General features: G+C 71.7%; 22 protein-coding genes and 2 pseudogenes. 18 read left to right on the top strand and 6 right to left on the bottom strand.

Annotated elements, in window-relative coordinates; translation table 11 throughout:
* Positions 1–31 precede the first annotated feature (31 nt).
* A complete protein-coding gene (locus ACFYTE_RS24435; RefSeq protein WP_388714116.1) occupies positions 32–1,210 on the bottom strand; it encodes an acyltransferase family protein in 1,179 nt (392 codons plus the stop codon).
* Positions 1,211–1,438: 228 nt separating this feature from the next.
* On the opposite strand from ACFYTE_RS24435, the gene ACFYTE_RS24430 reads away from it, so the two are divergent.
* From ACFYTE_RS24430 to mug, 7 genes and pseudogenes are all read left to right on the top strand, one after another.
* On the top strand, positions 1,439–1,858 hold the full coding sequence (locus ACFYTE_RS24430) for a GNAT family N-acetyltransferase (RefSeq protein ID WP_388714113.1): 420 nt from the start codon (positions 1,439–1,441) through the stop codon (positions 1,856–1,858).
* Between the two features lie 343 nt (positions 1,859–2,201).
* On the top strand, positions 2,202–3,542 hold the full coding sequence (locus ACFYTE_RS24425; protein ID WP_388714110.1) for a hemolysin family protein: 1,341 nt from the start codon (positions 2,202–2,204) through the stop codon (positions 3,540–3,542).
* The gene (locus ACFYTE_RS24420) at positions 3,539–4,552 is read left to right on the top strand and encodes a hemolysin family protein (RefSeq protein WP_388714109.1); all 1,014 of its coding nucleotides are present in this window, start codon (positions 3,539–3,541) and stop codon (positions 4,550–4,552) included. Before ACFYTE_RS24425 ends, ACFYTE_RS24420 begins: the two co-directional genes overlap by 4 nt.
* 64 nt (positions 4,553–4,616) lie before the next feature.
* A complete protein-coding gene (locus tag ACFYTE_RS24415; protein WP_388714107.1) occupies positions 4,617–5,426 on the top strand; it encodes an SGNH/GDSL hydrolase family protein in 810 nt (269 codons plus the stop codon).
* Positions 5,427–5,436: 10 nt separating this feature from the next.
* Complete coding sequence (locus tag ACFYTE_RS24410) at positions 5,437–5,802, top strand: DUF4326 domain-containing protein (protein WP_388714104.1); 366 nt, start codon at positions 5,437–5,439, stop codon at positions 5,800–5,802.
* 100 nt (positions 5,803–5,902) lie between these two features.
* Positions 5,903–7,345 carry an adenylosuccinate lyase gene (gene purB, locus ACFYTE_RS24405; protein ID WP_388714101.1) on the top strand — a complete coding sequence of 481 codons (1,443 nt, stop codon included), beginning with the start codon at positions 5,903–5,905 and terminating at the stop codon, positions 7,343–7,345.
* Between the two features lie 44 nt (positions 7,346–7,389).
* A pseudogene (gene mug, locus ACFYTE_RS24400) lies at positions 7,390–7,878 on the top strand (G/U mismatch-specific DNA glycosylase); the annotation flags it as partial.
* A 121-nt stretch (positions 7,879–7,999) separates the two neighbouring features.
* On the opposite strand, the gene ACFYTE_RS24395 reads toward mug, so the two are convergent.
* From ACFYTE_RS24395 to ACFYTE_RS24385, 3 genes are read right to left on the bottom strand one after another with little or no spacing between them, the layout of a single operon-like run.
* Positions 8,000–8,443 (bottom strand): hypothetical protein, encoded by a 444-nt coding sequence (locus ACFYTE_RS24395; RefSeq protein WP_388714098.1) that lies wholly within the window; start codon positions 8,441–8,443, stop codon positions 8,000–8,002.
* Between the two features lie 41 nt (positions 8,444–8,484).
* Positions 8,485–9,213 carry an ABC transporter permease subunit gene (locus ACFYTE_RS24390; RefSeq protein WP_388714095.1) on the bottom strand — a complete coding sequence of 243 codons (729 nt, stop codon included), beginning with the start codon at positions 9,211–9,213 and terminating at the stop codon, positions 8,485–8,487.
* Between the two features lie 2 nt (positions 9,214–9,215).
* Complete coding sequence (locus ACFYTE_RS24385) at positions 9,216–10,136, bottom strand: ABC transporter ATP-binding protein (RefSeq protein WP_388714093.1); 921 nt, start codon at positions 10,134–10,136, stop codon at positions 9,216–9,218.
* A 107-nt stretch (positions 10,137–10,243) separates the two neighbouring features.
* Between ACFYTE_RS24385 and ACFYTE_RS24380 the strand changes: the two genes are divergently transcribed.
* From ACFYTE_RS24380 to ACFYTE_RS24370, 3 genes are all read left to right on the top strand, one after another.
* Positions 10,244–11,398, top strand: a complete 1,155-nt coding sequence (locus tag ACFYTE_RS24380) for a sensor histidine kinase (RefSeq protein ID WP_388714090.1) — start codon at positions 10,244–10,246, stop codon at positions 11,396–11,398.
* A gap of 14 nt (positions 11,399–11,412) precedes the next feature.
* Positions 11,413–12,078 (top strand): response regulator, encoded by a 666-nt coding sequence (locus tag ACFYTE_RS24375; protein WP_388714087.1) that lies wholly within the window; start codon positions 11,413–11,415, stop codon positions 12,076–12,078.
* Positions 12,079–12,178: 100 nt separating this feature from the next.
* Positions 12,179–13,336 (top strand): ROK family transcriptional regulator, encoded by a 1,158-nt coding sequence (locus ACFYTE_RS24370; protein ID WP_388714085.1) that lies wholly within the window; start codon positions 12,179–12,181, stop codon positions 13,334–13,336.
* Positions 13,337–13,344: 8 nt separating this feature from the next.
* Here ACFYTE_RS24370 and ACFYTE_RS24365 read toward each other — a convergent pair whose 3' ends face one another.
* Complete coding sequence (locus ACFYTE_RS24365) at positions 13,345–14,106, bottom strand: GntR family transcriptional regulator (RefSeq protein ID WP_388714082.1); 762 nt, start codon at positions 14,104–14,106, stop codon at positions 13,345–13,347.
* Positions 14,107–14,344: 238 nt separating this feature from the next.
* A complete protein-coding gene (locus ACFYTE_RS24360) occupies positions 14,345–15,229 on the bottom strand; it encodes an RNA polymerase sigma-70 factor (protein WP_388714080.1) in 885 nt (294 codons plus the stop codon).
* A gap of 180 nt (positions 15,230–15,409) precedes the next feature.
* Here ACFYTE_RS24360 and ACFYTE_RS24355 point away from each other — a divergent pair, with 180 nt between their 5' ends.
* The 8 genes and pseudogenes from ACFYTE_RS24355 to ACFYTE_RS24320 all read left to right on the top strand — a co-directional run bounded on the left by ACFYTE_RS24355 (position 15,410) and on the right by ACFYTE_RS24320 (position 26,839).
* The gene (locus tag ACFYTE_RS24355; RefSeq protein ID WP_388714077.1) at positions 15,410–16,240 is read left to right on the top strand and encodes an alpha/beta fold hydrolase; all 831 of its coding nucleotides are present in this window, start codon (positions 15,410–15,412) and stop codon (positions 16,238–16,240) included.
* 432 nt (positions 16,241–16,672) lie between these two features.
* Positions 16,673–17,149 (top strand): hypothetical protein, encoded by a 477-nt coding sequence (locus ACFYTE_RS24350; protein WP_388714074.1) that lies wholly within the window; start codon positions 16,673–16,675, stop codon positions 17,147–17,149.
* A 142-nt stretch (positions 17,150–17,291) separates the two neighbouring features.
* A pseudogene (locus ACFYTE_RS24345) lies at positions 17,292–20,311 on the top strand (Tn3 family transposase).
* Between the two features lie 308 nt (positions 20,312–20,619).
* Complete coding sequence (locus ACFYTE_RS24340; protein ID WP_388714072.1) at positions 20,620–21,207, top strand: hypothetical protein; 588 nt, start codon at positions 20,620–20,622, stop codon at positions 21,205–21,207.
* Between the two features lie 124 nt (positions 21,208–21,331).
* Complete coding sequence (locus ACFYTE_RS24335) at positions 21,332–22,123, top strand: hypothetical protein (RefSeq protein WP_388714069.1); 792 nt, start codon at positions 21,332–21,334, stop codon at positions 22,121–22,123.
* Between the two features lie 259 nt (positions 22,124–22,382).
* Positions 22,383–23,279 carry a recombinase family protein gene (locus ACFYTE_RS24330; protein ID WP_388714067.1) on the top strand — a complete coding sequence of 299 codons (897 nt, stop codon included), beginning with the start codon at positions 22,383–22,385 and terminating at the stop codon, positions 23,277–23,279.
* Between the two features lie 287 nt (positions 23,280–23,566).
* Complete coding sequence (locus tag ACFYTE_RS24325; RefSeq protein ID WP_388714064.1) at positions 23,567–25,153, top strand: alkaline phosphatase D family protein; 1,587 nt, start codon at positions 23,567–23,569, stop codon at positions 25,151–25,153.
* Between the two features lie 237 nt (positions 25,154–25,390).
* Positions 25,391–26,839 (top strand): GNAT family N-acetyltransferase, encoded by a 1,449-nt coding sequence (locus tag ACFYTE_RS24320; RefSeq protein ID WP_388714061.1) that lies wholly within the window; start codon positions 25,391–25,393, stop codon positions 26,837–26,839.
* The last annotated feature ends 101 nt before the right edge of the window (positions 26,840–26,940 follow it).

Raw genomic sequence — 26,940 nt, 5'->3', positions numbered from 1 at the left:
GGGCCGTCGGCGACGCTCGTGCGCGATGCGCCTAGCGGGCGGCCCTTGCGAACGAGGCGTCGAGTCCGCTCTTCAGGGTCCGGGCGACCGGGCGCTCGACGAACCGGTGCACCAGCCAGCTCAGCGCCAGGAAGGCCGCGATCACGACGGCGACGACCAGCCGGACGTCCATCGTGTCGCGCAGGCGGTGGATCAGCGTCGTACCGGCCACGTAGTGCATCAGATAGAGCGGGTAGGTCAGGAAGCCGGCGGTGACCAGCCACTTCCAGCGGATGCGGTCGGTGAGGCCGAGTGCGACGGCCACCATGACCAGCATGAACACGGTGAAGATCAGTACGGCTCCGCGCCAGCTGGAGACACCCTCGTACTCCACCCGCATCCCCAGCTCCCGCTGGCCCATCAGCCACGCCATGGCCAGGATGCCCCACAGCATCAGGTCCTGGCCGAAGCGGTGCATGAGGTAGAGGGCGAGGCCGGCGATGAAGTACCAGGCGCCGCTCGGGTCGGCCACCAGATTCAGCAGCGGGAGCTTGGCGACCGGTGCGAGCATCGCCGCCGCGCCCCACACACAGCAGAACACCACGACCCTGCGGTAGGTGAGTCCCATGGCGACGACGACCAGGAAGAGGAGGTAGAAGCGCAGCTCCGACCAGAGCGTCCAGTAGACGGGATCGACGTTCGGCACGCCCGAACCGGCCTGCAGCATCGTGAGGTTGAACAGGACGTCGCGCATCGCGAGCCGGTCCCACACGCCGGGCAGCGCCACCAGCACGCCCGTGGTGAAGACGACGCCGAACCAGTAGGCGGGGTACAGGCGGATCACCCGCGAGACGAAGAACTGCCGCGGGGTGCGGCCCCAGCAGGACATGCAGATGACGAAGCCGCTGATCACGAAGAAGATCTCGACGCCGATCCAGCCGAAGGAGGCGAACCGGAACACCGTGGGCATCAGATCGGACACCGGCCGGTCCCAGATCGCGTTGCCCGGCTGGTCGGCCCGCTTGGTGCCGGCGTAGTGGTGCACGACCACCATCAGGGCGGCGACCAGGCGGATGCCGTCGACGACGTAGAGCCGAGGGCGGCCACGCCCGGCGGCCGCGTGCTTCGACGCGGAGGCCGGCCGGGGAGAACGCTCGGCGAGTGCGACGCCGCCGGTGGATGTCGACGAGCTGCCGTGCACAGCGTGCATCAGGGCTAAGCCATCCCTCATGAGACAACCTCGGGCCTTGTGACCCACGGACGGCTCACGCTACGTCCACGCCTTCCGCGCCATCGGGGCAGGAAAGAATAAATCACGCACGCCGTGACAGAGAGTTACCACATCTCTCATCTGTCGGACGCACAACGTTCTCCTTTGCTTCATCTCATCTCACTGCGCGGGCAGCGCGCCCGCGGAAACCGTTCGCCAGTCGGGCGGGCGCTCTGCTTGGCTCGCCGCATGAGTGATCTCCACATCCGCTGTGCCGTCCCCGCCGACATCGACGGCGTGCTGCGGTTCTGGCGCGAGGCCGCGGAAGGCACCAGCATCAGCGACGACCACGACGGAGTCGGCCGCCTCATCGCACGGGACCCCGAGGCGCTGCTCCTCGCGGAGCGCCTCGGGGTCCTCGCCGGCACGGTGATAGCCGGCTTCGACGGATGGCGGTGCTCCGCGTACCGGCTTGCCGTGCACCCGGCGCACCGTCGGCAGGGCATCGCCACCGCCCTGCTCGAAGCGGCCGAACAGCGCTTCGCCGCCCTCGGCGGACGGCGGGTCGACGCCATGGTCCTGGAGGCCAACGAGCGGGCCCACCACGCCTGGGGCGCGGCCGGCTACCACCGCGAGGACCACTGGCGGCGCTGGGTCAAACCCCTGTGAGTACGCGTCTCGGGCCCGGGTGAGGACGGACCCGGCCGCCCCGGTCCACGCGGCATGCACGACCGACCCCGGTCCGCGCGGCATGCACGATCGGCCCCGGTCCACGCGCATGCACGTCAGGCCGCCGGGTACCCAGCGGAAAGCCGAGGGCGCGGGCGGCGGCCGGGGCTTCCCGCGCCGCCACATCTTTTGCCCCTCCTTTACTATTGAAGGATCATGGGGCCGACCGGCCCCCGTGCCCCGGTGACGAAAGGTGTGAGCGTCCACCCATGGACGAGCCTCCCAGTCCGCGACGTCGCGCGATCCACCCCGCCCTGGCCGATCATGGGACGGGGGTGAACCGATGACCGAAGTGCTCCTCCTGCTGGTGGCGGTCCTGCTCTCGCTCGCCTGCGGTGCCTTCGTCGCCGCCGAGTTCTCGCTGACCACGGTGGAACGCGGCGAACTGGAGCGCGCCGCCGAGCGCGGCGAGCGCGGCGCGGCCGGCGCCCTCAAGGCCGTACGGAACCTGACGTTCCAGCTCTCCGGCGCGCAGCTCGGCATCACGGTCACCAACCTGGTGGTCGGCATGCTCTCCGAACCGTCCATCGCCCGGCTGATCGCGGGCCCGCTCCGGGCCCTCGGCGTCCCGTCCTCCGCGTCCGGCTCGATCGCGCTGGTCATCGGCACCGCGCTGTCCACCGTGTTCCTGATGGTCGTCGGCGAGCTGGTGCCCAAGAACTGGGCGATCTCCTCGCCGTTGGCCGTGGCCAGGCGGGTGGGCAGTCCGCAGCGTTGGTTCAGCGCCGCCTTCCGCCCCTTCATCACGCACCTGAACAACACCGCCAACCGCGTGGTGCGCCGCTTCGGCGTGGAGCCGGCCGAGGAACTGGCCTCCGCGCGCGGACCGCAGGAGCTGGCGGCGCTGGCCCGCCACTCCGCCAAGGAGGGCGCCCTGGAGGCGGACACCGCCGAACTGTTCGTACGGACCCTGAACCTCGCCGACCTCACCGCGGAGAACGTGATGACCCCGCGGGTCCAGGTCGTCGCCCTCGACGTCCAGGCGACCTGCGAGGACGTGGCCAACGCGACCCGGGCGACCGGGCTGTCGCGGTTCCCGGTCTACCGCGGCGGCCTGGACACGGTGGTCGGGGTCGCACACATCAAGGACGTGCTGGCGGTGCCCGGCCAGGAGCGGGCCCGTTGCGGGGTCGCGCAGGTGATGCGCGAGCCGCTGCTCGTGCCCGAGTCGCTGACCGTCGACCGGCTGCTGTACCGGTTGTCCGGCAAGCGCACGATGGCGGTCGTCATCGACGAGTACGGCGGTACGGCGGGCGTGGCGACCCTGGAGGACATCGTCGAGGAGGTCGTCGGCGATGTCCGGGACGAGCACGACCCGCACGAGACACCCGACCTCGCCCCCGCCGGGGCCGACGAGGAGGGCAGGGCCGTCTACTCGGCCGACGGCGCCACCCGCACCGACCAGCTCGCCCGCGTGGGCCTGCGGGCGCCCGAGGGTCCGTACGAGACCCTGGCCGGTCTGGTCGCCACCGAGCTGGGCCGGATTCCCGCGGTCGGTGACCGCGTCGAGGTCGCCGGGTGGCGGCTCGACGTGGTCGACGCCGCCGGGCACCGGGCCGCCCGGGTGCGGCTGCACGCGCCGCTCGACACCGTGACCGCCCCGAGCGCGGAGGACGAGAAGTGACCGCCGTACAGCTGCTGATCGGTCTTGCGACCCTCGTCGTCAACGCCTTCTTCGTGGGTGCCGAGTTCGCCCTGATCTCCGTGCGGCGCTCGCAGATCGAACCGCACGCCGAGTCGGGCGAACGGCGCGCGAAGATCGTGCTGTGGGGCCTGGAGCACGTGTCCGTGCTGATGGCCGCCGCCCAGCTGGGCATCACCCTGTGCACGCTGGTCCTGGGCGTGGTCGCGGAGCCCGCCATCGCCCACCTGCTGGAGCCGGTCTTCCACGCGGTGGGTGTGCCCAAGGGCGCGGGCCACGCCGTGTCCTTCGTGATCGCGCTGGCGCTGGCGACGTATCTGCACATGCTGCTCGGCGAGATGGTGCCCAAGAACATCGCCCTCGCCGAACCCGTGCGCAGCGCGCTGCTGCTCGGCCCACCCCTGGTCGCGCTGTCCCGGGCGCTGCGCCCGGTGATCTTCACGGTCAACGCCTTCGCGAACGCGCTGCTCAAGCTGCTCAGAGTCGAGGCGAAGGACGAGGTCACGGCGACGTTCTCGGACGCGGAACTGGCCCAGATCGTGAAGGACGCCGGCGCGGCGGGCCTGATCGACGACCGGGCGCAGGAGCGGCTGCACGACGCCCTGGAGCTGGGCCGGCGTCCGGTGCGCGACGTGGTGGTCCCGCTGGCCGACGTGGTCTACGCGCGCGTGGGCGTCACCCCCGAACAACTGGAGCAGTTGTCCGCGCAGTCGGGCTTCTCCCGCTTCCCGGTGGTGGACGAGGGGCGCCGCATCGTCGGCTATCTGCACGTCAAGGACGCGTTGGACGCCTCGCCGCAGGACATGCCGCTGCGGCTGCGGGACATGCGGCCCGTCGCACGCGTGCGGGAGAGCACACCGCTGGACGACGTGCTCACCGCGATGCGGGGCAGCCGTACGCATCTGGCGGCCGTCATCGGGGCCGACGGGCGGCTGGCCGGTCTGGTGACGATGGAGGACGTGCTGCGGGAGCTGTTCGGCCAGCGCGCCTGAGGCCCGGCGGGGACCGGGCCCGACCGACCGGCGGGTATGTGCGCGGGCTACCATCGCTGACGCCATGCAGACGATCCCCGCGCATCCCTCGCCCGCCCCGCATCCCTCGCACTCCAGCCTGGTCGCGGTCGGCGACTCCTTCACGGAAGGCATGTCGGACCTGCTGCCGGACGGCTCCTACCGGGGCTGGGCCGACCTGCTCGCGGCACGGATGGCCGCCCGGAGCCCCGGGTTCCGGTACGCCAATCTCGCGGTGCGCGGCAAGCTGATCGGGCAGATCGTCGACGAGCAGATCGAGGTGGCGGCCGGCATGAACGCCGACGTGGTCACGCTGGTCGGCGGGCTGAACGACACGCTGCGGCCGGGGTGCGACATGGGGCGGGTGCGGGGGCTGCTGACGGAGGCGGTGGAACGGCTGGCACCCTCCTGCAAGCAGCTCGTGCTGATGCGCAGTCCGGGCCGCCGCGGACCCGTCCTGGAGCGGTTCCGGCCGCGCATGGAGGAGCTGTACGCCTGCGTCGACGAACTCGCCGAACGCCACGGCGCCCTGGTCGTGGACCTGTACGGGGCGCCGTCGCTGGCCGACCCGCGGATGTGGCACACGGACCGGCTGCACCTGACGACGGAGGGGCACCGCCGGGTCGCCGAGGCCGTCTGGCAGAGACTCGGCTACGCCGCCGAGGACGCCGAGTGGCACCTCCCGCTGCCCGCAGAGGTGCCACCGGGCTGGGTCACCCGGCGCACGGCGGACGTACGGTTCGCCCGGCAGCACCTGCTGCCCTGGATCGGGCGCAGGCTGACCGGCCGTTCCTCCGGCGACGGCCGCCCGGCCAAGCGCCCCGAGCTGCTCCCGTACGAGGGCCCCACGGCGTAGCGTCGCTGCCATGACCACCCGGGTGATCAACATCAGGGGCCGGATCCACGACTTCGGCCCCCGGCTGGAGAACGCCCCCGCGGACGTCGTGTACGTGGGCCGCCGCTGGACCCTGGGCGGCTGGAACCTGCCCCGGCATCCGCTCTACAACCCGTTCGCCTACCACACCGCGGCGAAACGGCGGGACGGCACCCGGGCCGAGGTCATGGCGATGTACCGCGCGTATCTGCTGGAGCGACCCGAGCTGCTGGAGCTGCTGCCGGGGCTGCGCGACCGGACCCTCGCCTGCTGGTGCGTGCCCGAGCTGTGCCACGCACAGGTGCTGGCGAAGCTGGCCGACACGGAGGAGACCGGCGAGGCGGACGAGGCCACATGACCGCCGGTCCCGGTGTCGCCCGGCGCGGCCCCGCCCCACCCGGTCCGTGGGCGTATGCGCAGTCCGGAGCGGCTCTGGACAGCCGGTATGCTCCGTACACGTGACTTCCGCTCCCGCCAAGCCCCGCATCCCGAACGTCCTCGCCGGACGCTACGCCTCCGCCGAACTGGCCACGCTCTGGTCGCCCGAGCAGAAGGTGAGGCTGGAGCGGCAGCTCTGGCTCGCCGTGCTGCGGGCCCAGAAGGACCTCGGGATCGAGGTGCCGGACGAGGCGATCGCCGACTACGAGCGGGTCCTCGACACCGTCGACCTGGCCTCGATCGCGGAGCGCGAGAAGGTCACGCGGCACGATGTGAAGGCACGGATCGAGGAGTTCAACTCCCTCGCCGGGCACGAGCACGTGCACAAGGGCATGACCTCCCGCGACCTGACGGAGAACGTCGAGCAGCTGCAGATCCGGCTCTCCCTTGAGCTGATGCGCGACCGCACCGTGGCCGTCCTCGCACGCCTGGGCAGGCTGGCCGGCGAGTACGCCGAGCTGGTCATGGCGGGCCGCTCCCACAACGTCGCCGCGCAGGCCACCACGCTCGGCAAGCGCTTCGCGACCACCGCCGACGAACTGCTCGTCGCCCACGGCCGGGTCGAGGAGCTGCTCCGCCGCTATCCGCTGCGCGGCATCAAGGGCCCGGTCGGCACGGCGCAGGACATGCTGGACCTGCTGGGCGGCGACGCGTCGAAGCTCGCCGAGCTGGAGGACCGGATCGCCCGGCACCTCGGTTTCGCGCATGCCTTCACCTCCGTCGGCCAGGTCTATCCGCGTTCGCTGGACTACGAGGTGGTGACCGCGCTGGTGCAGCTGGCGGCGGCGCCGTCGTCGCTGGCCAGGACGATCCGGCTGATGGCCGGGCACGAGCTGGTCACCGAGGGTTTCAAGCCGGGCCAGGTCGGCTCCTCCGCGATGCCGCACAAGATGAACACCCGCTCCTGCGAGCGCGTCAACGGCCTGATGGTGGTCCTGCGCGGCTACGCCTCGATGACCGGGGAACTCGCGGGCGACCAGTGGAACGAGGGCGACGTGTCCTGCTCGGTGGTGCGCCGCGTCGCGCTGCCCGACGCCTTCTTCGCGCTGGACGGCCTGCTGGAGACCTTCCTGACGGTGCTCGACGAGTTCGGTGCCTTCCCCGCTGTCATCGCCCGCGAGCTGGACCGCTATCTTCCGTTCCTCGCCACGACCAAGGTCTTGATGGGCGCCGTGCGGGCCGGTGTCGGCCGCGAGGTGGCCCACGAGGCCATCAAGGAGAACGCGGTCGCCACGGCACTGGCCATGCGTGAGCAGGGCGCCGAGCGCAACGACCTGCTCGACAAGCTGGCCGCGGACGAGCGGCTGCCGCTGGACCGGGAGGGGTTGCGGGCGCTCATGGCCGACAAGCTGTCCTTCACCGGTGCGGCGGCCGACCAGGTCGGCGTGGTCGTCGGCCGGATCGAGGACATCGTCAAGCAGCACCCGCAGGCCGCGGGCTACGTCCCCGGAGCGATCCTCTGACCCGCTTGACCCGGGCGGAGCTGGAGGCCGCCCGCGACCGCCTGGTGCCGGACGTGGTCGCGGACGGCCTTCGCGTGCTGTTCTGCGGCATCAACCCCGGTCTGATGACGGCCGCGACCGGCCACCACTTCGCACGTCCCGGCAACCGGTTCTGGCCGGTCCTGCATCTGTCCGGTTTCACGCCGCGGCTGCTGAAGCCGTCGGAGCAGCGGGAGCTGCTGTCGTACGGGCTGGGCATCACCAATGTGGTGGCACGGGCGACGGCGCGGGCCGACGAGTTGTCCGCCGCGGAGTACGTCGAGGGCGGGCGGCTGCTCGCCGCGAAGATGGCGCGACTGCGGCCGAGCTGGCTGGCCGTGGTCGGAGTGACCGCGTACCGTGCGGCGTTCGGCGACCGGCGGGCGCAGGTGGGGCCGCAGGAACGGAGCCTCGGGGACACCCGCGTGTGGGTGCTGCCCAACCCCAGCGGGCTGAACGCGCATTGGACGGCGGCGACGATGGCCGAGGAGTTCGGGCGGCTGCGGGAGGCCGCGCACGACCGGGACCGGGTCACGGCGGCCGATGCCGTGGTCGATCCGGAGCGGGTCACGGCGGCCGGTGCCGTGGTCGATCCGGAGCGGGTCACGGCGGCCGATGCCGTGGTGGAGGAGCGGGTCACGGCGGGTCCAGGTTCGTGACGACGGCCAGGAGCTGGAAGGGCAGTTCCCTGCCCCACTGGGAGACGCCGAGGGCGACCCAGCGGTCCGAGCCGGGCGCCCGCCACAGGTCGAGGTCGGGCACATGCCCGCTGAGCGCGGCCCACGGCTGCCCGGTGTCCTCGCCCTGCGTGGTCCGTTCGAGCGCGCTGTACAGGCTGATGTGCTCCGGCGGCCCCCACCGCTCGGTGAGCCGCGCGCCTAGCCCGTCCCGGTCGGCCTCGAACTGTGTCTCGGTCTCCTCCCGCTGCACGCCGCCGTCCTCCCAGAAGCCGTCGCTGGTCTGTAATTCCGCTATGTGGTAGCCGGGCCCGCTCTCGCCGTGCTCCGTCCTGCCGTGCTCCGCGGGGAATCCCCGGGTGCACAGCAGGTCGATGAGGGCCAGGTGCCGCGCGATGTCCATGGGAGCCAGTAAAGCGGGCACCACTGACAATTGGCGCTGTGTCAGGCGTCCCGCCGGTGCACGCACCACGCTCCCGCGAGCAGCGCTCCCGCCGTCCACAGCGCGGTCACCGCCAGTCCGGTCCACGGGCCGAGGCCGCCGTCCCAGTCGCCGTGCAGGACCACTTGACCGGCCCGGTCGGGCAGGTAGTCGGCGGCGTTGCCGGACAGGTCGCCGACGACGAAGGAGACGATCAGGAGCAGCGGGATCAGCAGGCCCAGCGTGGCCGCTCCGCTGCGCAGCACGGCCGCGAGCCCGGCCGCGAACAGCGCCATCAGCGTCAGGTAGAGGCCGCAGCCCACCGCGGCCCGCAGTCCCTCTGCCCAGGCCGGCCGGTCCGTTCCGGCCCCGAGCGCGGCGCGGCCGACAAGCAGGGTCGCCGCTCCGGTGACCAGGCCCACGGCGAGGACGGGCACCGCGATCGCGGTGGCCTTCGCCGCGAACCACCGCCGCCGGTCGGGAACCGCGGCGAGCGTCAGGCGCAGCGCGCCGCCCTGGAACTCGGACGAGACGGCCGTCGCGCCGAACGCGATCGCCGCGATCTGCCCGAAGGAGACACCGAAGAACATGGCGAACAGCGGATCGGTGTCCGCTTCGTCGGCCGCGGTGAGCGCGCCGAAGGCGACGGTCAAAAGCAGCACCGCGCCCAGGCTGCCGACGAGCGAGCGCAGCGTACGGATCTTGATCCACTCGGCGTGCAGGGCGGGCGGGAACGTCGACCGGTACGGCATGGTCAGGCCTCCTGGGGCTGGGCGGTGAACTCGGCCTCGGCCGATGTCAGATCGAGATAGGCCTGCTCCAAGGTGGCCTCCTCGGCGGTGAGTTCGAGGGCGGGGACGCCCGCGTCGGCCATGAGGCGCCCGATGTCCTCCACGCGCGCGTTCCGCACGGTCCACCGGCCGGCGTCGGTCGAGGCGGCGTCGTAGCCGTGGCGGGCGAGCAGACCGGCGAGCGCCGTCCCGTCGGTCGTGCGGACCCGCACTGCGGGCCGTACGCGCGCGTGGATGAAGTCCTTCAGCGGGGTGTCCGCCAGGAGACGGCCGCGGCCGAGGACGACGAGGTGGTCGGCGAAGGCCGCGGTCTCGTTCATGAGGTGGCTGGAGACGAGGACGGTGCGGCCCTGGGCGGCCAGCCGGCGCAGCAACGCGCGGATCCAGACGATGCCTTCGGGGTCGAGGCCGTTCGACGGCTCGTCGAGGAGGACGACCTCGGGATCGCCGAGCAGCGCGGCGGCGATCCCGAGCCGCTGCCGCATCCCCAGGGAGTACGATTTGACCCGGTGCCGCGCCACGGCCGCGAGTCCCGTCTCCTCCAGCACGGCGTCGACCCGGCGCACGGGGATGCGGTTGCTCGCCGCAAGGGCGCGCAGATGATCGCGCCCGGTGCGGGAACCGTGCGCGGCCTGCGCGTCGAGCAGCGCGCCCACATGACGCAGGGGCTCATGGAGTTCGGCGTAGGCACGGCCGCCGACCGTCGCGGTCCCGGTGGTCGGCCGGTCCAGGCCGAGGATCAGCCGCATGGTGGTGGACTTCCCGGCGCCGTTGGGGCCGAGGAAACCGGTCACCAGGCCGGGGCGGACGCTGAAGGTGACATGGTCCACGGCCCGCCGGGTGCCGTACTCCTTGCTGAGATCTCGTACGTCGATGCAGGTCACGGCACCACCCTGGCCGCTCGCGGGCGTCCGTTCCTCCCCCGCCGGTGCGGTCCGCCTCCCCCGCCCGGGGGAGGCCCGCTGTCGGTGGCGCCTGCCACGATGTCCGGATGGCCCGCTTCCTGCGCCCGCTGCTGCGGGGGACGACATACACGCGCTTCCTGCACCTGTGGGTGCCCGCGCTGATCGTCAGCGTGTGGCTGTTCGTGTCCCCGTCGACGCCGTGGGTGCCGGCGGCCGTCCTGATCCCGGTGGGGCTCATCGGGGCGGTGCGGACCGGCGAGGGGGTGCAGGCGCGGCTGCTGCTGACACCCGGCGAGGAGGAGCCGGGCATCTCGGTGGCGCCGTCGGCGACATGGCGGGACCGGCTGCGCACCGTGCTGTGGCTGGAGGTCCGGATGGCCCTCACGCTGCCGGCGTCCGTCGCCACCGTGTGGCTGCCGGCCCTGACCTATCTGCTGATCCGGCTCGCCTCGGGGCACACCGTGCCCGAGGTGCCGGTCCTGGACCGGGCGCAGCCGCACTGGGCCTACGGACTGCTCGCCCCGCTCCCCCTGATCGTCCTGTACGGCGTGGTGGTGGGCCTCGGCGCGCTGGCCACCGCTCTCGCGCGCCGGCTGCTCGGCCCGTCCGCGGCGGAACGCCTGGCCGCTCTGGAGGAGCAGACCGAACAACTCCTGGAACGCACCCGTATCGCGCGCGAACTGCACGACTCCATCGGGCACGCCCTGACGGTGGCGGTGGTGCAGGCCGGAGCGGCGCGGGCGGCGGGCGACCCGGAGTTCACCGACCGGGCCCTCGGCGCCATCGAGGAGACGGGCCGGGCCGCCCTGGAGGACCTGGAGCGGGTGCTGGGCGTGCTCCGCGAGACGCAGCGGCCGGTGAGCAGCCGTCCCACGCTGGCCGACGCCGACCGGCTCCTGGAGTCGGCGCGCGCCTCGGGTGCCAAGGTCGACGCGGAGATGACCGGCCCCCTGGAGACGGTCCCGGGTCCGGTGTCCCGGGAGGGCTACCGCATCCTCCAGGAGGCGCTGACCAATGTGCTGCGGCACGCGGGGGGTGTGCCGGTCCTGGTCCGCGTCGCGGTGGCGGACGGCACGCTCGCCCTGGAGGTACGCAATCCGCTGACGGCCGCGGCGGGCGGTGCCGGCCGGGGCAGCGGCCTGCGCGGCATACGCGAGCGCGCGGCCCTGCTCGGGGGTTGCGCGCACACGGGTCCGGACGCGGGCGACTGGCAGGTGCGCGTGGAGCTGCCGGTGCACTGATCTACGCTGGCCGGATGCCGGTCACCGTTCTGATCGTCGACGACGAACCCCTGGTCCGCGCGGGGCTGCGCGCGGTCCTCGCCGCGCAGCCCGACATCGAGGTGGTCGGGGAGGCGGCCGACGGCGCGGCGGTGATCCCGTTGGTGCGGCGGCTGCGGCCCGACGTGGTCGCCATGGACGTCAGGATGCCGCTCCTGGACGGGATCGAGGCCACGCGCGCGGTGCTGCGCACCGTGGCCGATCCCCCGAAGATCCTGGTGGTGACCACATTCGAGAACGACGAGTACGTGTACGAGGCGCTGCGTGCCGGTGCCGACGGGTTCTTGCTGAAGCGGGCTAGGCCCGCGGAGATCGTGCACGCCGTGCGGCTGGTCGCCGAGGGCGAGTCGCTGCTGTTCCCGGCGTCGGTGCGGCAGCTCGCCGCGCGCTACGGCGACGACGGGCACGGCAACCGGGCGGCGCGGGCCGCGCTGGAGCGGGCCCGGCTGACCGAACGGGAGGCGGAGGTACTGCGGTTGATGGCCCGGGGGCTGTCCAACGCGGAGATCGCCTCCCGGCTGGTCGTCGGGGCGGAGACGGTCAAGTCGCATGTGAGCGCCGTCCTGGCGAAGCTCGGGGCGCGGGACCGCACCCAGGCGGTGATCGCGGCGTTCGAGTCGGGCTTCGTCGCCCCGGGCTGAACATCCGCTGGGCGCACGGCAGTCGGCGCCCGGCACTCGCCGGGCCCCGCGGCGCCGAGTACGATCCGCCCAACACGCGCACAAGCTGGGAGGACGGACGGTGGGGCGGCTGACCGGCGGCGATCCCTCGCTGCTGCGAAAGATCAATTCCGCGGTGGTGCTGCACGCGATGCGTGCCACGGACTGCGCGACGCTCACGGAGATCACCCGGGTGACCGGGCTGTCCCGGCCGACCGTCGAAGGGGTCGTCGAAGGACTCATCGAAGCCGGCCTCGTGGTGGAGACGGCGGCCGAGGAGGGCGCCGCACGGCGTCAGGGCCGCCCCGCGCGGCGGTTCCGGTTCCGGGCCGAGGCCGGTCATCTGCTGGGCCTGGAGATCGGCGCGCACCGCGTCGCGGCGCTCCTGTCCGACCTGGACGGCCGGGTGCTGGGCGCGCAGGCCAAGGACGTCGACGAACGGGCCGAGGCGGACGAGCGGCTGGAGCGGCTGAGGACCGCCGTGGCGGAGCTGTTGCGGCGGGCCGGGGTCCCGCGCAGCTCCCTGCGGGCCGTCGGGGTCGGCACGCCGGGGATCGTGGAGGCCGACGGCACCGTGCGGCTGGGCACGGCGCTGCCGCAGTGGACGGGCCTGCGGCTCGGCGAGCGGCTGAGCCGCTCCTTCAAGTGCCCGGTGCTGGTGGAGAACGACGCCAACGCGGCCGCCGTCGCCGAGCACTGGAAGGGCGCGGCGACCGACTCGGACGACGTGGTGTTCGTGCTGGCCGGGCTGAGCCCGGGCGCCGGTGCGCTGATCGGCGGGCGGCTGCACCGTGGGTACGGCGGGGCGGCCGGGGAGATCGGCGCGCTGCATCTGCTGGGCCGGGAGGTGACCCCGGAGACGCTGCTGTCCACCACGGACCAGCCGCTGCATCCGCTGGACGAACAGGCGGTCGCCGAGGTGTTCGCGCTCGCGCGCAAGGGCGACCGGCGGGCGCGGGCCGCCGTGGACCGGTTCATCCAGCGGCTCGTGCACGATGTGGCGGCGCTGGTCCTGGCGCTCGATCCGGAGCTGGTCGTGATCGGTGGCTGGGCGGCCGGCCTGGACGGCGTCCTGGAACCGCTGCGCCATGAACTCGCCCGCTACTGTCTGCGCCCGCCGAAGGTCACCCTTTCCCTGCTCGGTGAGGCTGCCGTGCCCATGGGCGCCCTGCGGCTCGCCCTCGACCATGTGGAGGAGCAACTGTTCGCGGTGGAGGGCACGGCGACGGCCCGGCGGTGATCCGTCGGTTACGAGGCCTGCCGTTCGGGTCCGTGGTGGATCTCCACCTTGCCGAAGTCACCGAAGGTGAGGCGGCAGGTGTCCGCGCGGTACAGGGCGACGGAGAGCGCCGCCGTGCGGCCCTCGGCGAAGAAGCGCGTCGTGACGACCAGCACGGGCGCCCCGGGGAGCCGGTCCAGTTCCTTGGCGTCGTCCGCTCCGGCCGAGCCGAGTTCCACGGCGCGGTCCTCGCCCTCCAGCTCCAGGCGCTGCAGCTCGCGCAGCACGGCACGCGCGCGTGCCGGGCCGGCGGCGGCGTCGATCGCCGACAGGCCGGGCACCGAGGACGCGGGGACGTAGAGCAGTTCGGCCGCCACCGGCCGGCCGTGCGAGACCCGGGTGCGGCGCACGGTGTGCACGGGCTCGTCGGCGCCGGTCTCCAGGGCCGTGACGACGGCCGCGGGCGGCACCGCCTGCGTGCAGTCGGCGCCCTGCCAGGCGTCTCCGGCGGCGCCCGGCCAGGCGTGCTGTTCGGTGCCGACGGCGACGCCCACGCGCGGCGGGGCGACGGTCGTGCCGACACCGCGGCGGCGCTGTAGCCGGCCTTCCAGTTCGAGCTGTTCGAGGGCCTGGCGGAGCGTGGCGCGGGCCACGCCGAAGCGGGCGGCGAGGTCCCGCTCGTTGGGCAGGATCTCACCGACCGAGAACTCGGAGTCCAAAGCCTCACTGAGCACGGTCCTGAGATGCCAGTACTTCGGTTCCGGCACCGATTCCAGCTGCGTGGTCCCCACCCTGTCCTCCGCAATCGCCGTGGTCCGGCGGCGTTTTAGCGCCCTTGTTTATTAAAGGTTGTTGCACTTATCTGCGACGATAGGGCGGCGCTCACCCTTGGTCAAGACCAATCCTCGATCCCTCGGGCGGCACGGGGCCGTCCGCAGCGGAGCGTTCATGGACCGTTCTCACTCGGCCGCTGCCGTGACGTGACGGCAAAGCCCCCGTCGCAGGACGCAGGCTTCGGGGCGGAACGGATCAGCGCGCGGCCAGAGACCTCAGCTTGTCGGGGTTGCGGACGAGGTACACCGTGTGGACGACGCCGTCGGCCACATCCAGTTGCATGACGGTGTCGGGCCTGCCGTCGCTGAGGGCGAGCACCGCGACGCCGCCGTTGACCTCCAGGAGGCGGACGGACAGCCTGGGCGCCTCCGCGGCGGTGACCGCGACGAGGAAGCGGCCCACCTTGTCCGCCGTCTCCAGGACCCGTACCGGCGCCTTCGCCTTGCCGCCGCTGTCGCCCACCAGGCGCACATCCGGGGCGAGCAGGGACATCAGCGACGCGAGGTCACCGTCGGCCGCGGCGGCGAGGAACCGCTTGGTCAGATCCCGGCGCTCGGCCGGGTCGACCGGGTAGCGCGGCCGTCGCTCGTCGACGTGCCGGCGGGCCCGCGTGGCGAGCTGGCGCACCGCCGCCTCGCCCCGGTCGAGCACGGCCGCGATCTCGGCGTACGGATAGCCGAAGGCCTCCCGGAGGACGAACACGGCGCGTTCCAGGGGCGACAGGGACTCCAGGACGACGAGTACGGCGAAGGAGACGGAGTCGGCGAGCACCGCGCGTTCGGCGCTGTCCGGGGCGCTGTCCGCGAAGTCGGTGACGTACGGCTCCGGGAGCCACGGGCCGACGTACGCCTCGCCGCGCGCGCGGATCTCGCGCAGCCGGTCGATGGCCAGCCGGGTGGTGATGCGCACCAGGTACCCGCGCGGCTCGCGCACCCGGCCGTGGTCCACGCCGGACCAGCGCAGCCAGGCGTCCTGGACGACGTCCTCCGCGTCGGCCACGCGTCCGAGCATGCGGTAGGCGACTCCCATGAGGACGGGTCGGTGCGCTTCGAAGACGTCGGTCGGGGTGTCGGCGCTCACGGTCCCATCCCATCCAATGCGCCCCGCGATGTCCAGGAGAGCGCGGACGTCGGGGCGGGCGCGGCGCGTTGCGCCCGGGTTGCGGCGGGACACGCGGGCCCCGGGGGCTACCTGTCGGTAGTGATTGCTGACAAGCTGTCTACCACGTCCCGCAGGCCCGTCCCAGACGAGGAGCACCCCATGTCCGCGACCGTCTCCTTCGAGGTCCCCACCGCGCACGGCCCACGGGGCGTCACCGTCTCCTACGCGCGCGTGGGGCGCGGCGAACCGCTGGTCCTGCTGCACGGCATCGGCCACCACCGGCAGGCCTGGGACCCGTTGGTGGACATCCTCGCCGTGGAACGCGACGTGATCGCCGTGGACCTGCCCGGGTTCGGCGCGTCCCCGGGCCTGCCGGACGGCCTCGCCTACGACCTGCCGACGACCAACGTCGTCCTGGGCACGCTGTTCGAGGCCCTGGAGCTGGACCGCCCGCACGTGGCCGGGAACTCGCTCGGCGGGCTGCTCGCCCTCGAACTGGGCCGCGACAAGCTCGTACGGTCCGTCACCGCCCTGTCCCCCGCCGGATTCTGGTCGCCGAGCGAACGGCGGTACGCCTTCGGTGTGTTGACGGCGATGCGGCGGGCCTCCCGGCAGCTGCCGCAGCCCCTGGTCGAGCGGCTGGCCCGGACGGCGGCCGGCCGCACCGCCCTGACGAGCACGATCTACGCCCGGCCCGCCCGCCGTTCACCTCAGGCGGTCGTCGCCGAGACGCTCGCGCTGGCCCGCGCCACCGGCTTCGACGCGACCCTGCGGGCCGGCACCACCGTCCGGTTCACCGACGACATCCCCACCCTCCCCGTCACGGTCGCCTGGGGCACCCGCGACCTGGTGCTCATGCGCCGTCAGGGCGTCCGCGCCAAGCAGATCATCCCCCGGGCCCGGCTGGTGCGCCTGCCCGGCTGCGGGCACTGCCCGATGAACGACGACCCGGCGCTCGTCGCACGCGTCATCCTCGACGCCAGCCGCTGACCAGCGCCGTACAGCGTGCTCGTCAGCGCCCAAGCCCAGGGCGACTCCGGGGCAAGGCCGTAGGAGCAGGACCCGACGAACGGGGCGGTCGCCCGCCGGCCGGCGCGACCCGGGACGAGCCCGGAAAAGAGCGTGGCCCGCTCCGTGCCGATCCGCTGCACGCCTATGCACCAAGCACACGAAGCCGGCCACCGCCGCCTCCCCAGCCGCCGGCGCGTACACCGTCGCGGACGGCAACCGGGGGCCGGGCGGGGGCAGTGGCTGCGGTGGGGATGTCCCGCGGAGTCGAGAGCTTGGGGGAGCGACCGGCCACGACGGGGTCCCAGTAGTTCTCGCCGAAAAAACAACGCTAAGCCCTGCGGCAGCCTCTGATCTGGGCTGATCTCGGGGAAACGACGCGGCGACCATGGGCGGCTCGGTAGCGTCGCGGCCATGCTGAGTGCCGACGAATCTCCGCTGAACGACCTGAGTGACGAGCAGATCCAGAAGCTCCTGGGCGAGGTCGCCCCGAAGGTGAAGGAGCTGATGGAGGGGGTCACCCTCGCGATCGACTACTACAAAGAGGGCGGCTACGACCGGGAGACGTGGAACCGGATCTGCGACGGGCTCGCGCACGAGGCGATGAACCTGATGATGGCGCTGTCCGCTCCGGCTCACCCGTATCTGGCCAGGGACTGCGAGCTGGCCGTGCGGGAAGCCGCGGGCATCACGCCACGGGAGGGCGGGATGCGCGAGGCGCTTCAGCAGCAGGTCGCCAAGGGGCTGCTGATGTCCGTGCTCACCGTCGGGCAGCAGATGATGGTCGAGCCCGAGGAGTGGCCGGACGAGCTGCCGGCCGCAGTGCTCGGCGCGGTGCGCAACTCGAAGCGGATCAAGGCCGACCCGACCATGGCGAACCTACGCGATTAGGGACCAGCCCGCCTCGCGGACGCAGCAGAGTAGTGCAACCACCTTTCTGCTGAAGCCAGTTCGGGGGTTTCCATCTGCCCGCACAAGCCGTCCGGGTACCGGTGGTGCCGTCGGTGTTGATCGAGTGGGGTAGGAGGGGCCGATGGCCACGCGGGTGTTCTCCGATGAGGAGCTGGAGGGCTTACGGTCTTTTCCAGCGATCGGCAAGGACGAGCTGATCCGGTATTTCACCCTCACCCCGGCTGACGAGGTGTTTCTGCGGAAGTTCCGCCGGTCTCAGAACGTGCTCGGCGCCGCAGTACAGCTGTCCGCCCTGCCCTGGCTGGGCTTCGTTCCCGACGAGGTGCCCGCCGCTCCGCCCGCGGCGGTCGGCCGTTTGGCCCGCCAGCTCAGGCTCGCGGTCGCTGATCTGGCAGGCTACGGCAAGCGTGAGCAGACGCGTACCGACCATCTGCGAGAGATCGCCGAGTATCTGGGGTGGAAGCCGGCCAAGGCCATCGAGCTCAAGGAGCTGGATGAGTTCCTGCTGGCTCGCGCGATGGAGCACGACTCTCCGAGTCTGCTGTTCAGGCTGGGCTGTGAGTATCTGCGCTCGGCGAAGGTGATTCGGCCGGGTGTGGTCTCGCTGCTGGAGATGGTCGCCACCGCCCGCGAGGCCGCCGAGCGGGAGACCCACGCCCGCGTGGCCCACCTGCTGTATCCCGGGCGTGCCCGCGGCCTGGACGGGCTTCTGGTCGTCGATCCGGAGCTCAAGTCCTCCCGGCTGCACTGGCTGGTGACCGGGCCGGTGCAGGCGTCGCCGACGAGCGTGGGCGGCGAGGTCGAGAAACTGAGGTTCCTGCGCGGGCTTGGCGCGGACAGCCTGGACCTGTCGTCCCTGCCCGCCGAACGGCGCCGCTACCTGGCCCAGATCGGGCGCCGGCTGACCGCGCAGGCCCTGGTGCGGCGCGAGCCCAACCGGCGCCATCCGATTCTGCTGACGCTACTCGCGCAGTCCTCGGTCGACGTCCTCGACTCCGTGGTGCAGCTCTTTGACCAGACTCTGTCCGGCTCGGAGTCCCGCGCCCGGATCAAGCTGCGCGAGGTGCTTGCCGAGCGAGCCGAGCTCTCGGAGGACCGGCTCGCCCTGCTGGACGAGATCCTGCCGGTGCTGGCCGATGCCGGTATCCCGGACGAGGCGGTGGGGACGCTGCTGCGCGGGAAGATCGGCATGTCCCGGCTGCGGGCCGCGCACGCCGGGGCCACCGTGCGGCTGCCGAAGGACCACGGGCACCTGGCGCTCCTGGAAGGCTCCTACACCTACATACGGCAGTTCGCGCCGAAGGTGCTGGAGACAGTGCGGTTCAAGGGCGCCACCGAGGCGAAGCCGCTGATTGAGGCACTGGAGATCCTGCGGGAGCTGAACGCCACCGGCGCCCGCAACGTGCCCAATAATGCGCCGACCCTGTTCGTCCCGACCCGGTGGCAGGGCTACCTCGACGAGGCCGCGGCCAAGGGGGACGCGACCGCGTACCGGCACTACTGGGAGCTGTGCACCCTGCTTGCGCTGCGCGACGGCCTGCGCTCGGGCGACGTGTTCGTGCCGGGCTCGCGCCGCTACGACAACCCGGCCGCCTACCTGTTCAGGCCCGCCCAGTGGGAGACGCACCGGGCCGAGTTCTGCCGCCTGGTCGGCAAGAGCCCCGACGCCTCGGAGGCGCTGCCGCTGGTGATGGACGAGCTGGATGAGGCTCTCACCGACCTGGAGGAGGTCCTGGGGCGCGGTGACGGGCCGGTCCGGCTGAACGATGACGGGGAGCTGGTCATCTCCCCGCTGACCGCGGAGGACATCCCCACCGAGGCGGAGGACCTGCATGCCGAGCTGGAGCGGATGCTGCCGAACGTGCCGATCGCCTCGCTGCTGGTGGAGATGGACCGGCACACCGGTTTCCTGGACTGCTTCGTCCACGCCGGCGGCAAGCAGGCCCGTTCCCCGCAGCTCAAAAGGAACCTGATCGCCTGCCTGATCGGGCTTTCCACGAATCTGGGTCTGCACGGGATGGCCGTGTCCTGCGGCATCCCCTACGACGTGCTGGCGTGGACGGCGGAGTGGTACATCCGTGAGGAGACGCTGCGCGAGGCGAACATCTGCCTGGTCAACTACCACCACCAGCTGCCGGTGACGGCGATGTTCGGTTCCGGCACCCTGTCTTCCTCGGACGGGCAGCGGTTCCCCACCCGGGGCAAGTCGATCACGGCCCGACACCTGAACAAGTACTTCGTCTCGGAGGGCATCTCCACCTACACCCACGTCTCCGACCAGCACTCCACCTTCGGCACGAAGGCCATCGTGGCCACGACCGCGAGGCCCACTACGTGCTGGACGAGCTCCTCGGCAACGCCACCGACCTGCCGATCACCGAGCACGCCACGGACACGCATGGCGTCACCCTGGTCAACTTCGGCCTGTTCGACCTGGTCGGCAAACAGCTCTCCCCGCGCATCCGCGACCTGGGCAAGATCACGCTGTACCGGATGGGCGCCAAGAGCGACTACGAGGAGCGGTTCCCGAAGGCGGGACCGCTGCTGACGAAGAAGGCCAACCTCGACCTGGTCGCCGACCACTGGGACGACCTGCTCCGTCTCGCAGGGTCGTTGAAGTACGGGCACGCCACCGCTGCCCTGATCGTCGGCAAGCTCTCCGCGTCCTCCCGGCAGAACGCGCTGGCCGCCGCGCTCAAAGAGTACGGGGCGATCAGGAGGACGATCTACGCGGCGAAGTACCTGTCGGACGAGGGATACCGACGCAAGATCGCCCGGCAGCTGAACAAGGGCGAGTCGCTGCACGCCCTGCGCCGCCAGCTCCACTACGCCCGCGAGGGCAAGGTCACCCGCCGTCAGCCCGAGCGGCAGAACGAGCAGGCGTGGTGCCTGACCGTGGTGACGAACGCGGTCGTCTGCTGGCACACCGAGTATATGGGCCTGGCCGTCGGCGAACTGCGCGAAGCGGGCCGCGAGGTGGATGCCGAGGTCCTGGCGCACATCTCCCCGGCCCGCAGCTCGGTGGTCAACTACTACGGCTCCATCACCGTCGACTACGAGCACGAACTGGCCCAGCTCGACGAGAAGGGCCACCGGCCACTGAGGACCGCAGGCACGGACGTTCCCGGAGCCGGGCTGTAGGAAGCATCGGCCCCGGCGACGCCCCACGGGGGGAGAGGCGTCGCCGGGGCCGTACGCGGCGGCCTTGGAGACGATCCGCCCGGCGGTTGTCCAGTCCACTCATCGGGTGCTGCTGATCGGGTCACGCTTGATCCGCTGACGGAGCGGAAGGGGTGTCGTCCGGACGATGCCCCGCTGCATCCGTGCTGCTTGGCCGGATATTAGGTAGTCCCGCCGCTGAAGAGCAGGCAATCATGTGGCGACCTAGATCAGATCTGTCTGCATGATGGGGGAATACCTTGTTGAACGTGAACTTACGGCGCGGTGCCATGGCCGTCTTCATGACTCTGACGATCGGAGGCGCGGCGACGCCCGCGATGGCCTTGTCCACACCAGTTGGGAGCGCGCCGGAGCGTATCCATCCCCAGGTTGTGGCAGAGGCGGACGCCGTACCGGGAATCGCGCCACAGGACACCGACGACTCCGCGGTGTACCTTGACGAAAACGGACAGGTTCTCCCCATCGAGAACCCGACAGACGTAGATTCCGAGGTGGCGCCGGCAGCGGCCTGCACACCTGTGAGCGGGAGGGACAATCCGCACCGGTCCGGCACCGGAGTGGCGGTGTCCGGCCACGGATGGTGGGGAAAGGGAACCTGCACCGAAGACCGTGCCAAGGTGTACAACTGCCTCTACGAGTGGTACACGGACAACACCTGGCGCAGGAAAGCGTGTTCGGAAACCGAAACGCTCAAGCCTGGCACCGGTGGGAGTAGCTACCGCACGGCAGCACGTCACAACTGCACCAACACCAGCTCGGCATCGTGGCGCAACCACGTGGACGTCGATGTGAACGGTCAGGGTGACACAGGCGAGCGGCCGTACCGCCAGGCCGATGTCGCCTGCACGGTGTACTGAGAACGAGCACATGCACAACGGCGTGGCTGCGAGGTACAGCAACCAGAGAGGACCAGGCGTGCCAGAGCACCGCGCCACAGAACGACCCGGCATGGTGCCTGCGGTCCGTCGGACCGCAGGCACCATGTTCGCAAGCCTGCACGGTGAACTCACCGCGCAGGCCTGGGGCGATCCCGACTTCGAGTACGACGTCTACTCGCTCTTCCACCAGCGGTCGCTCGCCATGGGATGGCTCGATGACCGGTCGGCCGGGGGCGGTGCCGAAGATCGTATGCGGCGGGCCCCCGGCTTGTGGGCCATGAACGACGCCGGATGCAACGACCGCTCCATCGCTTCCGGGGCCGACCTAGTCTCGTGGTTCCAGGTCGAGACCAGTGCTGTCGCCGATGACCGGCCGCTGCCCGTCCGGCCGTTCCTGCAGTGTGCCGAGAGCGCGACCACACGGCTCGGCACACTGCGCCTGGCGGCCGTACAACTCCTCCTACCGGTCCAGGGGCTCGACACCGCGGCCCGTCCCGCGTACGCGCCCCTCCCGTCGATGCTGACGGCCGACTGGTTCGCCGGGCGGGACCCACGGTCGAGGACACCCGTGGAGGTCAACATCAACAGCGGCAGGTACACGTCCGTCCCTGATATCGCGGAACGGCTCACAGACCACCTCCGCCATCTGGACCAGCCGGTTTTCGTCTACAGCTCGCACGACGTCGTCGGCCAGGACGCCGTCCTCGCCCCGCGGTTCGACGACAGTTTCTGGTGCGGCCCGCCTCTCCATGGGATGGTGTTGCGCGGGGAACTCACCGAGTGGTCGTGCGATGCGATCGGCTGGCTGGCCGAGGTCATCGCCGACACCGCTGCCTCGCTCAGCGTCCATACACCGCTGCTGTTCACCGTCACCCGAACTCACTCCGCTGGCTGACTGGAACTACGGTCAGATGTCCTTCGATCTCTGTGAGTACTGGACAGCGGGTAGGTCGCAGGCGCGAATCGGTGTCGTAGGCGCTGGCGGGTAGGTCCGTCGACTCGAAAGAGACGCGACAAGGCGGGACACGGGGGTTGTTTCATAGGTGACCCCCGTTTCAACACCGCGCGCCGACGGCATCGCCGCAGGTGATTTTGTTTCACCGGTCGTTTCCTTCCTCTTGGCCGGTGAAACGTACTTCTGAAACGATCCCGGCGTGATCAACGACGCGTACAAGCTAGTGGAATCGCACGCCTGCCCGATGTCCACCTGTCAGGCCCCGGCCGGCTCGCCCTGCCGCACCACCGCCGGCAAGGTCGCACTCAAGTACCACACCGCCCGCTTCCAGCTCATCCCCGCGCTCCGCTCCGAACTCCACGTTGCCACCCCCGCCGTACGCCATCCCGGCTCCGCCTGGACCGCCCTGCCAGTACAGAAGCTCACGGCGCCGGCCGTGCCCATGGAGGTCCGCCTCGCGTACGCCCGCGTCTCCAGCCGGACGCAGGAGATCCAGTCGCAGGTCGACGCCCTCGAAGCCTCTGGCGTGCACCGGCTGTTCCAGGAACAGGTCAGCACCCGGGTCAGGGAACGCCCCGAGATGAAGGCCGCCCTCGCGGCGGCCCGCGAGTACCGCTCGCTGGGCGCGAAGGTCACCCTCGTGGTGCACGAGATGAAGCGCCTGGGACGCGGCGCCCTGGAACTGCTGAAGGTCGCCGAAGAACTGCGGGACGCAGAGATCGAGTTGGAGTTCCTCACCGGCCCGCTGGCCGGGAAGCATGATCCGGCCGGCCACGGGGCCGCCCTGTTCGCCTTCTTCGCCGCCATGGCTGAGTCCGAGCGCGACTACATCCGCGACAAGACCCTCGAAGGCCAGGAGACCGCCCGTACGAAGGGCAAGGCGATCGGCGGGGTCAAGGTCTCCGACGAGGACATGCTCGCCACCGCCCTGCGCCTGCGCGACGACGAACGCCTCTCCCTGCGCGAGATCGCCTCCCGACTCGTCATCCGCACCGGCAAGAAGCGCGGCCAGCACCCAGCCCCGGCCACCGTCATGCGCATGCTGCGCGAGCACGACGAGCAGACAGCCGCGGCCCCTCTGGAGCCCACGGCCTGACCTGCGACTCAGTCCTTAGCGTTGTTTTTTCGGCGAGAACTACTGGGACCCCACGACGCCGCCGCAGTCGCCCGTCGGCCGGCGCGCCCCGCGGAGCGCTTGCCTCGCGGAGCGCTTGCCCCGCGGAGCGTTGCTCTGCGGTGCGGGGGCCCGCGGGGCCAGGGAGGTGTCCTCCGGTTTCCGTGGCTGCCGGGCCAGTTGTTCACTTGTGGTTTCCGTGCCCGCTGCGGCACACCAGTAGTTGTGGCACTGCACACGGTCCGGTTCCCGACCCCGGAGGCGCAGTCATGTCACACCGTCCCTTCCCTGGCCGCCGCAGCGTCCTGCGCGGCTCCCTCGCCGCGTCCGCGGCCCTGACCCTGCCGGCCGCCGCCGGCGCCGCACCCGCGTTCGCCCTGTCGGGGCGCCCGAGGGCGGGCTGGGGCGTGCAGGTCGGCGATGTGACCTCCGACTCCGGTCTGGTGTGGGTGCGCTCGGACCGGCCGGCCCGGATGATCGTGGAGACCTCGGCCACCGAGTCGTTCCGCAACCCGCGCAGATGGCACGGCCCGCTGCTGGGCCGGGGCACCGACTTCACCGGCACCGCCCAGCTGCGCGGCCTGCCGTCCGGCGAACAGATCCACTACCGCGTACTGCTCGCCGACCCGGACGACCCGCGGCGCACCGGCGAGCCGGTGACCGGCACGTTCCGCACCGTGTCGGCGCGCCGCCGCGACGGCGTGCGGTTCCTGTGGTCCGGCGACCTGGCCGGCCAGGGCTGGGGCATCAACCCCGATCTCGGGGGCTACCGGATCTACGACGCCATGGCGAAGCTGGACCCGGACTTCTTCCTGTGCAGCGGCGACAACATCTACGCCGACGGCCCGATCAGCGCCACCCAGGCCCTGCCCGACGGCCGGACCTGGCGGAACATCACCACCGAGGAGAAGTCCAAGGTCGCCGAGACGCTGGCGGAGTTCCGCGGCAACTTCCGCTACAACCTGCTGGACGAGAACCTCAAGCGGTTCAACGCGCAGGTCCCGTCGATCATCCAGTGGGACGACCACGAGGTGCGCAACAACTGGTACCCGGGCCAGGTGATCGCGGACTCGGACGCCCGGTACACCGAGAAGAGCGTCGACGTGCTGGCGGCGCGCGCCCGGCGGGCCTTCAGCGAGTACTTCCCGATCCCGACGCTGCGGCCGGGCGCGAAGCAGGGCCGCGTCAACCGCGTGGTGCGCTACGGCCCGCTGCTCGACGTGTTCGTCCTGGACATGCGGACCTACCGCAACGCCAACTCGCCCGACGACCAGACCGTGGACCCACAGGGCATCCTCGGCCGCGAGCAGCTGGAGTGGCTCAAGCGGGAGCTGTCCCGGTCGCGCGCGGTGTGGAAGGTGCTCGCCGCCGACATGCCGCTCGGCCTCGTCGTGCCGGACGCCACCGAGGGCAGGCCGAACATCGAGGCGGTGGCGCAGGGCGACCCCGGCGCTCCGCTGGGCCGTGAGCTGCAGATCGCCGAGCTGCTGCGGTACATCAAGCACCGGCGGATCACCGGCACGGTGTGGCTGACCGCCGACGTGCACCACACCTCGGCGCAGCACTACCAGCCGTCGCGGGCCGCGTTCACCGACTTCGAGCCGTTCTGGGAGTTCGTCTCCGGACCGCTCAACGCGGGTGCCTTCCCGGCCAGCGCACTCGACGGCACCTTCGGGCCGGAGCGGGTGTTCGTGAAGGCGCCGACCGCGTCGAACGTCTCCCCCGCCGGCGGCTACCAGTTCTTCGGCGAGGTCGACATCGACGGCCACAGCGGTGAGCTGACGGTGCGGCTGCGCGAGCAGGACGGCACGGTGCTGTTCACCCAGCGGCTGCAGCCGGGCCGGGTCGGCCAGTAGGCGCGGCGGGAGCCCGCCCGGCGGCCGGCTCCCGTACCCTCGAAGGCATGCCGCGCACCGGCGTCATCCCCCGGTGCGCGGCGCGAGCGGCAACGCCTGCCGACCCCGCCGAGCAGCGCTTCTTCGCCTCCTGACGCCCCTTCAGGTAAAAAGGCGACAAAAGGGACAGAAGCATGCTTTACCCATCAGTCACAGAGTGTTCGTGATCACGCAACACCGTTCCTTCACAGTGGCTGCATGACTGGAGACATGTCGGATGTGACACGAGCGAGGCACGGGCGTCCCGTGCACCACTGGCGGCGGGACGTCGTGGAACTCGCCGCCCTCTTCACGGCCGTCGCGGTGGCGGACGTGGTGGCCAACCTGATCGGGCACGGGCCCGACGGCCCGGCGCTGCTGGTGATCGCCGCGGCGGCGCTGATCGCCACGGCGGGGTTCCACACCTGGTGGGCACGGCGCCACGGTCACGCCCCTCCCCCGAGCCATACCGGCGCCCGGCCGGCCGCCGAGCCGCGGCGGACCGGGCCCTCCGACCGGCCGGAGGCGACGCCCGGCGCCGTGAGCGGGGCGAGCGTGCTGTGGCGGATGCGGACGACGGTGCGAGACCGGCCCGGCTCGCTGGCCGCGCTGTGCACGGCCCTCGCGGGCCGCGAGGTCGACATCCTGAGCCTGCAGACGCATCCGCTGGCCGAGGGCACGGTGGACGAGTTCCTGCTGCGTTCCCCGGCGGACCTCACCGCCGCCGAGATCACCCGGGTGGTCTCGCTGGCCGGCGGCGCGCACACCTGGATCGAGCGGGCCGACGCGCACGATCTGGTGGACACGCCCACCCGGGTCCTGGGCCTCGCCGCGCGGACCGCGCTGGATGCCGCGGAACTCCCGCTGGCACTACGGCAGTTGCTGGGCCACTGCACCATACGCTCGCTGCCCGCCGCACCGGCCGACGACGCGCGGGAACCGGAGGCGGTACCGGCCGAGGGGGCGCTGGAGGACACCGTGCTGCGGCTGCGCGCGCCGGAAGGCGGAGTGATCACCGTGGAACGGCCGTATCTGCCGTTCACACCGACCGAGTTCGCCCGCGCGCGGGCCCTGGTGGAACTGGACACGCGGCTCGGCCCGCGGATCCCGCGCAGCCAGGACGTGCTGACGCTGGCCGAGGGCGACCCGATCACTGTGCGGCGGGCCGACCCGAGCGACCTGGAGGCGGCGAAGGCGATGCACGCCCGGTGCTCGTCGCGGACCCTCGGGCTGCGGTACCACGGGCCGGTCCGGGACGCCGACCGCTACCTCAACCATCTGCTCAGCCCGGGCTTCGGGCGGACCCTGGCCGTGCAGACCGCGTCGGGCCGCATCGTCGGCCTCGGCCATCTGCTGTGGGACGGCGACGAGACGGAGGTCGCCCTGCTCGTCGAGGACGAGTGGCAGCGGCGCGGCATCGGCCGCGAACTCCTCGGCCGCCTGGTGTCGATGGCCGTCGAGGCCGGCTGCGAGAGCGTGTACGCCGTGACGCAGGCGTCCAACACCGGCATGGTCGCCGCGATGCGCGGCCTCGGTCTGCCACTCGACTACCAGATCGAGGAGGGCACGCTCGTCATCACGGCCCGGCTGGACGCCACCCCGGTCGTCTCACGACCGCCGTACGACTGCGCGCAGCGGCGCTCCGGCGGCCCGGCCGGCCGCGACTGACCGCGGGCCGGGAGCGACCGGTGCCCGTCCGGCGGCGGTCCCCCGGACCGCCGCCGGCGGCCATGCCCGCGCCGGCCCGGGGCACGCAGCGGCTCTGACGG

Origin of the sequence: Streptomyces sp. NPDC004629 (genome assembly GCF_042873595.1) — a bacterium.
GTDB lineage: Bacteria > Actinomycetota > Actinomycetes > Streptomycetales > Streptomycetaceae > Streptomyces.
Note: the sequence above shows the minus strand (reverse complement) of the source record. Positions and strands in the feature narration are given on the sequence as shown.